Annotated in this window: 8 protein-coding genes; 4 read left to right on the forward strand and 4 right to left on the reverse strand. The window is 58.0% G+C overall.

The features are described from left to right. Positions 1-100: 100 nt before the first annotated feature. The 4 genes from CO675_RS32100 to CO675_RS32115 all read right to left on the reverse strand — a co-directional run bounded on the left by CO675_RS32100 (position 101) and on the right by CO675_RS32115 (position 7,774). The gene (locus CO675_RS32100) at positions 101-1,564 is read right to left on the reverse strand and encodes a tetratricopeptide repeat protein (protein ID WP_097675777.1); all 1,464 of its coding nucleotides are present in this window, start codon (positions 1,562-1,564) and stop codon (positions 101-103) included. A gap of 325 nt (positions 1,565-1,889) precedes the next feature. Then, positions 1,890-2,468: a TetR/AcrR family transcriptional regulator gene (locus CO675_RS32105; RefSeq protein ID WP_097675778.1), complete on the reverse strand. Its 579-nt coding sequence runs from the start codon at positions 2,466-2,468 to the stop codon at positions 1,890-1,892. Between the two features lie 39 nt (positions 2,469-2,507). After that, on the reverse strand, positions 2,508-3,968 hold the full coding sequence (locus CO675_RS32110; RefSeq protein WP_097675846.1) for an amidase family protein: 1,461 nt from the start codon (positions 3,966-3,968) through the stop codon (positions 2,508-2,510). 407 nt (positions 3,969-4,375) lie between these two features. Then, positions 4,376-7,774 (reverse strand): TM0106 family RecB-like putative nuclease, encoded by a 3,399-nt coding sequence (locus tag CO675_RS32115; protein ID WP_097675779.1) that lies wholly within the window; start codon positions 7,772-7,774, stop codon positions 4,376-4,378. 355 nt (positions 7,775-8,129) lie between these two features. Between CO675_RS32115 and CO675_RS32120 the strand changes: the two genes are divergently transcribed. From CO675_RS32120 to CO675_RS32135, 4 genes are all read left to right on the forward strand, one after another. Further along, the gene (locus CO675_RS32120) at positions 8,130-8,792 is read left to right on the forward strand and encodes a DUF6946 family protein (RefSeq protein ID WP_143279180.1); all 663 of its coding nucleotides are present in this window, start codon (positions 8,130-8,132) and stop codon (positions 8,790-8,792) included. 81 nt (positions 8,793-8,873) lie between these two features. Beyond that, positions 8,874-9,794, forward strand: coding sequence for a PDDEXK-like family protein (locus tag CO675_RS32125; protein ID WP_097675781.1), 921 nt, complete (start codon positions 8,874-8,876; stop codon positions 9,792-9,794). 22 nt (positions 9,795-9,816) lie between these two features. After that, the gene (locus CO675_RS32130) at positions 9,817-10,419 is read left to right on the forward strand and encodes a hypothetical protein (RefSeq protein WP_097675782.1); all 603 of its coding nucleotides are present in this window, start codon (positions 9,817-9,819) and stop codon (positions 10,417-10,419) included. A gap of 424 nt (positions 10,420-10,843) precedes the next feature. After that, a complete protein-coding gene (locus CO675_RS32135; RefSeq protein WP_143279181.1) occupies positions 10,844-12,112 on the forward strand; it encodes an HNH endonuclease family protein in 1,269 nt (422 codons plus the stop codon). Positions 12,113-12,125: the final 13 nt, after the last annotated feature.

Raw genomic sequence — 12,125 nt, forward strand, 5'->3', positions numbered from 1 at the left:
GACATGACCGAACGATCCATCGCGAGCAACCGACTTTTGCAACAAAATCGGCCAACAGCGGAAGTAGTCGCGCAGACAAAAGATATCCGGATAAGCATGCTCATTCAGGCAACCCAGCCTGCCGCAGGGCACCGTTCATCTTCTCGATGTATTCGGGCGAGAAACAATACATGCGGTAGAAACTGTCCGCCTCGCGGATCGAAAAGTCCGGCCTAAGCTTTAGTAGCTTTGCTACTTCCGCTTTAGCTTCGTCGATCCGACCGAGAAACGGCAGGGCATACGCCTGATCGAGATGACTAAGCCAAAATCCCTCAAGGTAGCCGTGCCGAAAATCCTTGACCGATTGTTCGTATTCGCCTCTCCACCAATGGCGTTTGGCCGGCGCATACCACCACGCAAACGAAGCACTTGGGCCCGCTAGTCGAATGCCCTTTTCAGCCATTGCTGCGCCTTCATCCCAATCCCCCATAAACGCAAGCTGGTTACCAAGGACTCCAAGCGAACGAGCATCGTTCGGATTGAGCGCGATAGCTTTCCGAGCCTCTTGTCTGTAGAGATCGAGCTGGCACTTGGTACTAATTGCAAGGGCGTAGGCCCTTCGGACGTATGCGTCATCTGGCGCAAGCTCCACCGCGCGCGCGGCGGTACGCACAATCTCCTCGTTCAAATAAAGCCGCATGTCAGCGTGGTTCACTTGGTCCGTCGGCAAGCCAACCCCGAGAAACCTCTGCACAAAAAGACCGACCGAACGTGCCGCTAGTGCAAGCGCATTGTTCGGCTGCTGATCCGTCAGTTGTTTCGAGCATTCCAAGCCCTTGAGAACCACCGCCGACGAGCCGGTCGCGCCCGCTGTTAGCGCGTAGACGATACATTCATAGGGGCTGAACTCAGCGACAGCCTTGTGTTGCAGGTTCGCGAAATCTGCGCTCATGATCGGCCCGGGATAGCCCCCAATCTGAGCGGCGGCAACATCTCCGATTTCGTAGGCATCGGTCTCCGTTTGCACCCCCTGGGCGCTCGCCTCGAAAGACCTCGACCATAGCTCCGAGCCGGTTTTCAAATCCGCAATCTGAATGTTGGCACGGGCGCCGTCGCCTGACGGGCGAACCTCTCCGGTCACAAGATAATCGATCCCGGCTTTCAGTGCTGCCTCGACTGAATTTCCGTCTTTCGAGATGTTTGCGGACAGTGCGCGGGGGACGACACGAAGTGTACTGAACTTCCCAAGCGAAGACGCAACCTGTTGCGTCATGATGTCAGCGAACGGATCTAGGGACGCCGCTTTAACGGGGTTCGTGAAGGGCAGTACCGCTACTGCGGGCCCTTTGGTGACAATCAACGACGGTGACTGTGCCGATTTGGTGGTGTCGCCGCGTGTGTGACTGTATAGGACCTCCCACGCGCGCCAATAGCCTGAGAGCCCTCCGGCGATGGCGCCGATCGCAGCAATTGATGCAATGATCGTTCCGAACTTCTTGAAATAGTGGCGCGCGCGATCAACGACTGAGATGGATGTGTCCGTGCTCAATTCCGGGGCATTTGCGGACTGATCTGCACCGTCCATCGTCCTCCCCCAAAGCCAAAAGTGTACCGACGGTGGGTTCAACTGTCCAGATAAGCGAAGATCATCTACACGGTTGCGCTGCAGCACCGGATGATCCGTAGGTTAACGGGAAGGCTTTGAGATTTTATTCCGAGGGATCGGTCCACTAAAACCGCTTTGAAGCGCGTAGGGTGGTGCCTGACCCACGCGCTCAAGCGAATCCGTTGAGGGGTCAAAAGCGGATGTCCAGCACTCCGGCGGACACGTCAGCTAAGAGCCAGCGGCGGACATCGGCAATTTCAGCACGCAGGCATGTCCGATCTTGAGACTTCCCGTCCTTGCTGAACTAGGCTGATAGGGCTCGCGCCAAGTGCATCGCGGCTTCAACGCCGCCATCCAGGATCTGCTGCGCCTCTCTCGCGTCGGGCACGGCCCGCGCGAACTGCAGGGTGCCGACCATGAGCCCGAAGATCGCCGTCGCACGGCGGTGGTTCGCCTTGGAATCTGCACCCGGAAGCAGCGCGGCCAAAGTCGCAACGTACCTTCGCAACGCTTTCTCGTAATCTTGCCTGGTAGACAGGGGCTGGCGGGCGATTTCCGGTAGTAAGGCCGCTGAGGGACACCCGTCTGCCCGGTCTTTGAGGTGGGCGCGGTTGAGGTATTTACGGATCGCGCCTTCAAGGTCGAGGCCCTTGAGCTGATCTTCAAGGCAATGCTGCTGGCCCCCCAGCGCGCTCGCCAGCGCCTCGCGAACAAGCTCGTCCTTGGACTCGAAGTGCGGAGAAAAGGCCCCTTTGGTCAGGCCGGCCTCGCCCATAATCCCCGCAATGCCGGCCGCAGAGATGCCGTCCCGGCGCATGCACTTCGATGCCACATCAACGATGTGCCGTCGTGTCGCCGCCTTGTGACCCTTCTCGAATCGCATCTTCGCTCAACTCCACAAACTGCCCGCAGCCTGGTCGCGTTAGATCGCAGTCGACTTGTAGCCCAGGATACCTTCGACCCTGCGGGCAAGGACCAAGAGCGTCCGGTCGCTCCCGAGCGGGGCGTCAAGCTCAAGGCCAATCGGCAGGTCAGCGCGGGACGAGCCGACAGGAAGACTGATTCCCGGCATCCCCACGCTGCTCGCAGACACGGTGTGGTTCGCCAAAGCGAGGTAGCTGACGTCCTGCCCCGCGATGTGGACGGTCGCCTGCTCTTCGATCAAAGGCGCCGTGCACGGCGTGGTCGGTTGCAGAATGGCCTGCGCCCCACGAGCGACGAACGCCGTGTCGAGGCGGCGCTGGATTTCAGGCCGGCTCACGTTGAGCGCCGACTGATAGGCCTCTACGGAGGTGGCGCCTGCGCCGCCCGGTAGCACGATGTGTCCCCACGCCTGCCGAAGTTGGGGCTTGAGCCCATCGTAAATGGCCTCGAACGTAGTAGGAATGTCGTGGCGGCGAAGGAACTCCGAAATCGCGCCCATCGTTTCATGGGCGAAGATGCCCCATGTCGCGGTTTGGACGAGGACGTTGAAATCATTGCCAAGGTCGACCTCGACGATTTCGGCGCCAGCATCCTGCAGCCGTCGAACCACTTCGAGGAAGCGGGTTTCGACTTCCGAATCCACAAGTTCCAGGAACTGCCGAGGCGCGAAGGCGAGTCGGACTCCCTTTAGATCATGGCCGGAAATTTCCGCAGCCTGTTCGCCAGTCACAACGTGATCCAGCAATACGCAGTCCTCGACGCTTCGAGCGAATGCGCCCGTGGTGTCGAGCGTGTGAGAGATCGGAGCAACGCCGTTGCGCGGCCACCGTCCGGTGGTTGGCTTGAACCCCACGACGCCACAGAACGATGCGGGTACCCGGATCGAGCCAACGGTGTCACCGCCCAGGGAGGCGGGAACGAGGCCGGCGGCTACCGATGCGGCGGAGCCGCTCGAGGAGCCGCCCGACACGCGACCTCGTGCGTGCGGGTTCTTGACCTGGCCGTAACGTGCGTTGTGACCGGTCAAGCCATAGGACATCTCGACTAGGTTATTTTTGCCGAAAACGAACGCGCCCGCATCCTTGATGGCACGGACAGCGTCGGCATCCCTGTGCGGTACGAAGTGAGCGAGGCTATCGAGCCCGAGGCTCGTCGGTAGTCCTTTTGTCAAATAACTATCTTTCACCCCGAGCGGCACGCCCAGTAGCGGAACTGTCGATCCGGCCGCACGTGCTTTGTCTGCGTCTCTCGCAGCCGTCAACACGACGGCCTCATCGATTGTGATGAAGGTGTTTAGTTCGGCAAGCGTTCGGGCGCGAAGCAGAAGTGCCGAAGTGTAGGCCTCCGACGTGATCTCGCCCTTACGAATGGCGGCTGCAGCGGCTGCGAGCCCCAGCGAGGGGAGATCCACGACTTCTTGCGGCGCGCGATGGCTTAGAGTGGCGGTGGTGTCGTTCATGAAGTCCTCGCAAAGAGCTGTTTGCAGCATTCGACGCCGTCAAACATCGACTGGAGTGCAATTACGATCGTAATATCACATTACGGACGTAATTCAATTGAGGTACAGGGCTTTTCTGGACACATCAGCGTGAGGTGTTGACGGGGCGGCGATGGGTGACCACCGCATGTCGGTTTTGGGTCAAAAAACGACATCGATCGAAGCGGCCCGACGTCCGCAACGGGGCCAAAAGCTGACGTGATTAAGTGCGCTCCGTTGGTCACTTCGTTCGCGAGGTTCCCGCGCGCGCCGGGGACGTCAGCCGCGGCATGATAGCGGCCTTACACCGGAACACGAGCTCGCGTTTCGCGTATCCGATGTTATGGAAGAACTCGGCCAGTGACCGATCTGCTCGGCCGCTGGGCAGTTTACAGCGGAAGCGCCAATTCCAGGTATCGACAAAAGGCATTGGCCAAGAGCATCTGGCGGGGCGTTCGGCACTCGACCTCAAACAACCGCGGGCAAGCGACCAAAATGCACAGGCACTTCGCGCGCGAAGTCGCCACGTTCAAGCGGTTTGCGCTGTAAAGAAACTCCATTCCCCGCGGGGCGTCGGAATGCGACGAGGTGGTCATCGAATAAATCGCGATCGGTGCCTCCTGTCCCTGAAACTTGTCGACGGTACCGATGCGCCCACCCGGCAATCGCTCCTGAAGTTCGAAGACCTGGGCGTTGTAGGGAGCGATGATCAGGATGTCCTCCAGCCTGATGGCGGCTTCCTTCCCGGTACTGTCGACCCAGCTTGCCTTGCTGCTGAGGATTTCATCGACGAGCCTCTTGATCTCCTCTGCCTCTTCAGGAGAGGAATTCTGGTTGCCATCGTGCTGTACGGCAAGATAGCGAAGACCGGCCCCGTTCACGCGGCTCGATGACCTGATTTCCTGTCGCTCCAGTCCCACGCGCGAGCGAAGTCGGCTCTCGTAGAAGAGTTCGGACGTAAAGGAGCAGATATCCGGATGAAGGCGCCAGGTTTCCTCAAGGAAGAGCCCGTGGTCGGCTTCGATCGTTGCATGTTCGCCCAGGACGTGATCAAGCGCCGATACCGCAACGCCATCCGGGTGACTTCCCTGGATCGGCTGCTCAAGCTGCCTTGGGTCGCCCAGAAGCACGATACTTTCCGCCGCTTGCGACACAGCCAGCACATTTGCCAATGACATCTGCGCCGCCTCATCGACGAACAGAACATCCACAATGCCTGACGCGTCGGGACGTGCCCAAAACCAGCTGGTAGCGCCGCCAACCTGGCAATCGTTGCTGAGCCCGTCGATGAAATCCGGATTTTCGGTCGTCTGCTGAAGACCCGGCAGTGAGGTCGGATCATCCTTGACCTTTTGAATACACTGGATTGGAAGTCGTTGCTCGGCGGCCGCCTCCCGCGATTTGTCAAGCAAATGTCGAATGACTTTATGGCTGTTGGCTGTGACGCCAACCGTCCGATTGTCGCGCACAAGCGCGCAGATCATGCGTGCACCCGCATGAGTCTTACCAGCCCCTGGCGGCCCCTGCACCGGGAACACGCTCTGATCAAGCGAGAGCGCGGCGCGCATTGCTGCTGCCAACGGCGGCTCGCCAGCTTGCTCTAACACCTGTTCTCGGAGACGTGGAGCGACTTTCAACAGCAAATCGCGAGCAGCACGATAGGTGCCAGGCCCGAGGATTCCTCGATCCGCCACATGCTCGCCGATTCGAAAGATCGATTCTGCGAGAATCTGATTGCCCACGAACTTGTGCGCGAATACGGCTTCGGGGTGAAAACTTGCCGTGTCCTGGCGCTTCTTAATGTCGATAATTCTGTCGTCATCCGAAATTGCAACGACGCTGCCAAACTTGTCTCCGCCAACGCTTCTCAAATCGTCATCGGCACGAACATCGGTCTCCTGAGCCGTGAACCGGTAGCGATGAATTGGCGCCTTCGCGGTTCCACCAACATTGCTGAGAAAGGTTAGCCCTCCCAGCCCCGCGCGTTCATGTAAAAGATCCTCGGCCGACAGATCGCTTAGCCGGAAATACTCCCACCAGACCGCCTTGTTCTCGCGGCCGAAGAAGTCGATCAGGTGGGCCAACAACCAGCGCGCCTGCTGCTCTGCACTGCGTTCGGCCACGTCGTCTGGAACGTCGCTGGTCAACCGCGCCACAAGTCCGGCGACCCGGCGTTTCCAGGCACTGAGATCCTCGCCAATCTCGGCGGCCTTCGGCTGCGGTCGATCGATCGTTTTCCCCTGCGCGATAAAGCCGCCCCGCACCTCCTCAAGCCAGTCCCGCAGAGCCCGCGTCGAGGCACAGTCGTCGCGGTTGTATCCGATAACGGCGGCCTGATCGCCCGGATCGATTCCATCGGCGTAGGCCAATTCGAGGCTGGCCTGAACCCGGGCCATGGCACCGCCGACATCGATCAGCGGGACGGAGCGGTCAAACCGATAGAGCGGCTCCAGCTTCTTGATCGAATAACTTTCGACGCTGGCGCGGATGCTCTGCCGGACAATGGCGTACAAGTCCACGAACACGCCCGACCGGAGCAAGTTGTCGACCTCGTCCTCCCGGGTGGCGTACCGCCCCATCAACCGCTTCAACGCGGCCGGCTCATAGGGCGCGAAGTGATAGATGTGCAAGCCGGGGTGCTTGGCCAGCCGGTCCGTGACGAAATCGATGAAGCGTTCGAACGCCGCCCGTTCGTGCTGCCGTGTCGTTACCCAATCGCCGACATAGGCGTCCGTGCCGTCGTCGTCAGCGTAAAGATAGCCGAACAGGAACTCGAGTCCCCCGCCGTCCACAAAAGGATCGCCCTCGAAGTCGAAAAAGATATCGCCGGGCGAAGGCTCAGGGAGCCGGAACAAGCCAAATTCCGCCACCAGCGGCAGCACCTCGTGAAGCAGCTGGCCCGCTCCCCGACCCTCGACCTGAAGTCTCGCCTGCTCGCGCACCCTCTCGTAGCTTGGCGTAGCGCCACGATCAGGCCGCCATTGAAGTGGGATGGGCAGCGAGGCAAGGGCGGCCATCGTGCCCACACCTCGCCGGACCAACTCCTCGATCTGGGTCTTGGCTATCCCCGCGACAAGCGACAGGTGATCGTCAGCGCGCCGCCTCGAAGCACACGGCTCGCGCCATCGGCAGACCTCGCAGTGCTCGATCGGGTCGGGATAGAGGCCATCATGTGTGGGTGCAGCCGCAAAGGACTCCAGGCTTCGCCTGACGCGCCGGTAGAACGCCGCAAAGTCGGCCACACGGTAGGCCTCCGGAAGGTACTCCGTCCCGGGCGTCACGACATGGGCCGTCTCCGGGACCTTCTGCTGCATATTCGCCAACAGGTCCGAGTAGAGGCTGAGCTGCAGGACTGTATTGCCCCTCGTCTCGCGGGCCAGCTTGGTGTCTGTGACCTCGTATGACCAGGCTCCCAAACCGCTTGGTGTCTCGACCCGACACAGCACGTCGGCGCGCCCGCTCCAATGCCCGTTCCGTAGCGCCGCCTGAACGATCACCGCGTCGCCGCGCGTCATCGCCTCCCGGGTTTGGGCAACCGAGGCGTGATCGATGCCAACGCCGGCAATGACTGTGGCGGTCCCGCCCTGCTTGGCGAGATGGTCCACAAAACCCTGCTCATGGAGCTTTCCGCGCTCCACCAGGGCGTCAAGGGCCGGGTCAGTGCGGAGCCTTGGCTTGGCCAGTTCGCCCTGGGCGACCTTGAGGTCAAGGTGGGTGAGGTAACGACAATTCAGGTGCCCCACCAGGTCGCCAGCGCTGAAGACGATCGCCGTGCCGTTCTTTTGCATCTAGCCCCCGAGACTTGCGCCGGGCGCCCTGGGGGCACGGCGTCCGCACAACAAAGATACCGATCTTCTGACGGGTGCGAAAGGGGTGGGACACGCAAAGCGGGACTCAACCGGGCGCCCCCGCCTAAGGCAGCGGCGGCCGGCAAGGGCTACAGTCGTATCGCATCGAGAAATCGGCAACGCCGAGCTCTCGGCCTGAAATAAGGGCGCGCTATCGCCCAGCCTTCGAAGCTCTCGATCCTCCGATCGAGGCTTGGAAGTAAGTTCTGCACGTGACCAAGCCTGTTCGAAAGAAAGCCGCATCGACTCTAACCAAAGGTTGAACTACCCTACCGATACGAGAGGGCCGATAGCCATGAAACTATTCTACGGGGCTGGCAAGAATCATCCAATCACCGTTTGTACAGATGTTCGCGACCATCTTCCCGATCATCGGAAGTATCACTATCGCGATGGGCGCAGCATAGCCGAGGCAGCCAAGTGCTGGTGCGCCGCGAACGGATTCCTTCCGAGCTCAATAGCCGAAGCGGTGGGAAGCGACCAACTCGAAGCTGCGCATTTTGAGTATCCGACCAGGGTCTGGGGAGGCGGCTTCTCCATGACAGATATCATGGCGTTTATTCCAAACGCCGTCGTCGCTGTCGAAGCCAAGGTCGACGAACCTTTTGATGAACTTGTATCGAACTGGATATTCAAGGAAGAACAGAACAATTCAGATTCCCCACCGCATCGCACAGCCGTAATACAAAGGTACGCCAGCGCACTGCGGCTGGAATCTGTGCAACTCTTGAATATTCGATATCAATTGTTGCAACGAACTCTCGCCGTAGCCATTACAGCGAAAGAGCAATCTCTTTCTAAGGCGTGGATGATAGTGCAATCGTTCTCGCCGACTATCACGCAGAGCAAATCCACAAATCGCGATGACTTCGACCGATTCGTGGAACTTGTCGGAGCCGCTCCTACGATCGAGAACGTACAGGTTCGCCTAGCTTGGGCGTCAGATCTCTTGTCGTAGTTTCCGACTTCAGAATATCATCAATCACTCTCCGGGGCCTAGTTTTCCAATTGCTACACCAATTTAAGGGAGCACTAATTCATGACCGTGGAGGTGGTTCTGCCTCGTCTATACGAGAGAGATATCGATGTGTTGCTGCAAGAGGAGCTCATATTTAACGAAGTCGTCTGCGATGTTTTTTCGAGTGCTCTGGGCTTCGATGCCACGTTAGAAATCAGCGAGTGTTCCTTGTCCGTCGTGGACGGGACTGGCGAGACGGATTTGTTGGCGCGGTTTATCGTTGATGGCAAAAGTGGCGTCCTTCTGATCGAAAACAAAATCGACGCTGCATTTCAGCCGACACAACCCGAACGGTACCGGGCTCGGGCAACCGAATTAGCAGGCACCGGACAAGAGGCATACTGTGTCCTAATTGCCCCCGCCAAATACACCGAAGGTAATTCAGCGGCCGCGCACTTTGACGCGCGCGTGTCCTATGAGGACGTTGCACAGGCGATTAACTCCCAGAGTACCGAGCGAGCTAAGCACCGGGCCGCGCTGCTGCTTCGGGCAGTACAGCAATCTAAGAGCTCCTACATTGTGATTCCCGCGCGAGAAGTCACAACCATGTGGCAGCGGATCTATGAAATCGCTCGAACCGAATTCCCGCTGTTACAGATGAAGCCACCGACCGATAAAGGGCGAAACTCGTGGTGGGTGATTTTCAAAGGTAATCTCCCATCTCGGATCACCATTGATTGGAAGGTGAAGAATGGGTTCTTGGACCTGTCGTTCTGGAATGGCGCCCGTCACAGGCCTACGCTCTCTTCAAGGAAGCCTCCAGGAGCATCCTTGGTGACCAGCGGAACGACCACGATGTTTCGAGTGTCGGTTCAGAAGCCGTCAAAGGATTGGGTTGAGCTAACGGACGAGCAGATTCGTAGCACGTTGGAGATCGCGCAACAGTTGCTCAACTTTTACAACGCTCATAAGTACGAGTGCGATCTGCATGAGCAACGCTAAACCTGATTTGAGGAGGAGACTCATGCTCGAGCTAATCGTTGCGGATGATGAGAAGACACGGGTTCAAGAGTCGCTCCAAAGCATTATCGCCAGTGCGTTGCCTTCTCAGGGCGTCTGCAACGTGGGGTTCCCTGGCGGAAACGACGACCTCGAACTATTCTCGAAAGGTCACGGCGAGCTCTGGTTTGGAACCAGAATTCTTTCGAACGCCAGAATTCCAAGATACTGGAACGCGTTCGGAACGTTTGATCCGACTCGAACAAGTCAAACAATCGTTCTCGAAATCAATGTTGCGATCCACGAAAATGGTCAGCGGGTCTCTGGGTTCTTCGCGCGAGACCCGCTTGCTGGAAAGACCTACCTTATGCACACGGGAAAAGTTGGTGGTGGAACGCGGGGTGTTGGAAAAAGGGAATTCCTGGCTTGGAGCCGGAGTCCATCGTTGCCGGTGTTTGACGGGAAAAGCCGTGCAAAGCGACTTGGGATTGCGGTCGGCGTCTTAGATCGCATGACTCTAGTAGAGAGCATCAGTCAGTTTGTGAAACAGGTCGCCTCTTTCAAGGAATTCGTGAGGCAAGGCCGCCACGAAACACCAGAATTCCGAAAGCGAGTTGCCGACCTTTAAGATGTTAGGGTCTGAGTTTTGAATTCAGGAGACAGTAGCAACTTAGGCAAGGTGAGCTAGTCGGATCTTTGCGCGATGGCTTGTTGGGTGGGAATTGATGCTGCTCCGACATAACTTGCCACCGTGGGCGGAAGCGTCCAAAGGCACGGTGAAACTGATCGACGGGAATCCTGCTCGAAGCGGAGCCAAGTGATCTGGTCGCACGAGCATGCTACCCTCTTGCCGGGTGTTTTGGTTCAAGATCTCAAGATAGGTCGGGCGCGCTAGAGCCGAGTCGTTCAGGCATGATATTGCTTCGGGCACGCCTGCACTCGCGCGCGGCGCGGCGTGTTGAAAATTCGGGGTATTATTGCGCATCTGACATCATTTCTGCTATTGCTAGTTGCGAGCCATAGCTAAGGCTTTGGTCAGGGGGGAAACGCCGATGAAGATGAACAAGCGACCATTTCCGCTTGCAACTCTCTGCAGTTACGAAAAGCGCATCGACCCCACCCCGGACTACCAGCGCCCCCCTGCCTGGTCCCGCAAACAGAAGCAGCTGCTTCTCGATACTATCCTTCGAGAATACGACATTCCGAAAATGTACTGGCGCGCTGTGAAACGCGCAGACGGTGTAGAATACGAAGTAGTCGACGGCCAACAACGACTTCGGACCATTTGGGAATTCAGAAAGGGCGACTTCGCGCTTGCCAAGGACATGGATGATATCTGCGGATACAAAGTCGCCGGTATGAAGTACGAGGATCTCCCGCTTGACGTACGCACTATTTTCGACGCGTATCCAGTCGACGTCGTCGTTGTAGACGATGCGGCACAAGCGGATCAGGAAGATGAAGTGCGCGACATGTTCTTGCGTCTTCAGAATGGCACAATTCTGAAGGCGCAGGAGAAGCGCAACGCGATGACGGGGGCGATGCGCGACTTCGTTAAAGACGTCGCACGGCATCCGTTCTTCGAGAATTGTCGGTTTTCGAACTCGCGTTTTGCATTTGATCATATTGCCGCTCAGACCGTCCTCCTGGAGATCGAAGGAGGACCGACCAGCGTTCGCGATAAGGATCTGAATGATCTCTATGAGGAGCACAGTCAATTCGCCTCAGACGGCAAGGTCGCCAAGAAAGTCCGACGAGTTTACGACTTTCTGCTCCAGACGTTTCCCGAAAAAACCCCGGAGCTCGAGAGGTACAACGTCATCACGCTCTACTGCCTCGCCTCAGTGCTGGTCGACGGTTACGTGTGCGAGGGGCTCGAAACTAAGCTCCGTGATTGGTTCATCAAATTTGAAGCCGAGCGAAAGGAGAATGAAGACAAGAGCGATGAACAAAAAGACATTCAATTGGTCGAGTATCGCCGACTGATCAGCCAGTCAACCGATAGCCAGGAGAGCATCGCAGCCCGGCTGGATTTCTTCGAGAAGAGATTCTTTGATGCCGTCCCGGACGTCGAGCCGAAGGATCCCCAAAGGGGTTTTTCCAATGAGCAGCGGCTCGCCATTTTTCGTCGTGATGGTGGTATTTGTCAGCTCAAATTGCGATGTGATGGGATTAAAGTAGGTTGGGACCATTGGCACGCTGACCACAAGCTGCCGCATTCAAAAGGCGGAAAGAGCGTCGTATCAAATGGGCAGGTTGCCTGTCCGGAATGCAATTTCGCGAAAGGGGCAGCAAAGCCTGTTGTTAATGCAGCGGAGTAAGGGTGCATAACGG

It is taken from the genome of Bradyrhizobium sp. C9, assembly GCF_002532045.1.
In the GTDB taxonomy this organism is placed as follows: domain Bacteria; phylum Pseudomonadota; class Alphaproteobacteria; order Rhizobiales; family Xanthobacteraceae; genus Bradyrhizobium.

Coding starts and splice junctions, on each gene's coding strand:
- CO675_RS32100 (WP_097675777.1), bottom strand. CDS start 1,564: ATGGACGGTGCAGATCAGTCCGCAAATGCCCCGGAATTGAGCACGGAC.
- CO675_RS32105 (WP_097675778.1), bottom strand. CDS start 2,468: ATGCGATTCGAGAAGGGTCACAAGGCGGCGACACGACGGCACATCGTT.
- CO675_RS32110 (WP_097675846.1), bottom strand. CDS start 3,968: ATGAACGACACCACCGCCACTCTAAGCCATCGCGCGCCGCAAGAAGTC.
- CO675_RS32115 (WP_097675779.1), bottom strand. CDS start 7,774: ATGCAAAAGAACGGCACGGCGATCGTCTTCAGCGCTGGCGACCTGGTG.
- CO675_RS32120 (WP_143279180.1), top strand. CDS start 8,130: ATGAAACTATTCTACGGGGCTGGCAAGAATCATCCAATCACCGTTTGT.
- CO675_RS32125 (WP_097675781.1), top strand. CDS start 8,874: ATGACCGTGGAGGTGGTTCTGCCTCGTCTATACGAGAGAGATATCGAT.
- CO675_RS32130 (WP_097675782.1), top strand. CDS start 9,817: ATGCTCGAGCTAATCGTTGCGGATGATGAGAAGACACGGGTTCAAGAG.
- CO675_RS32135 (WP_143279181.1), top strand. CDS start 10,844: ATGAAGATGAACAAGCGACCATTTCCGCTTGCAACTCTCTGCAGTTAC.